The following is a 251-nucleotide window of genomic DNA, read 5'->3' as shown; positions in this document are numbered from 1 at the left end:
CATCGGCCGCGAGCACTTCCGCAATCAACGCATCGTCTGCAGCGACGCGATCACGCTGCTCTGGTGAGCGATGTTCGGCCGGCGTGTGCAGCGCCTGCAGTGCCGCGCCGTCCACCAGAGGAGGCGGGGTCTGGCCTAGATCGCGAACTACCACCACCGCTCCGGGGCTGGCCTCTTCAAGGCCTCGCACAAGCTCAGTGGCAAGACGGGTGGATTGCGAACCCTCTCCGTTGGCGTACGGACGGGCACTC

Annotated in this window: 1 protein-coding gene; it reads right to left on the bottom strand. The window is 66.5% G+C overall.

The genetic code is table 11. The features are described from left to right. On the bottom strand, window positions 1-251 hold a 251-nt coding region (locus RVY79_RS22090; protein WP_411161774.1), incomplete at both ends, for an NAD(P)H-dependent oxidoreductase.

It is taken from the genome of Chromohalobacter sp. HP20-39 (genome assembly GCF_033052815.1).
GTDB lineage: Bacteria > Pseudomonadota > Gammaproteobacteria > Pseudomonadales > Halomonadaceae > Chromohalobacter.
This window is presented reverse-complemented; position numbering and strand designations above follow the sequence as displayed.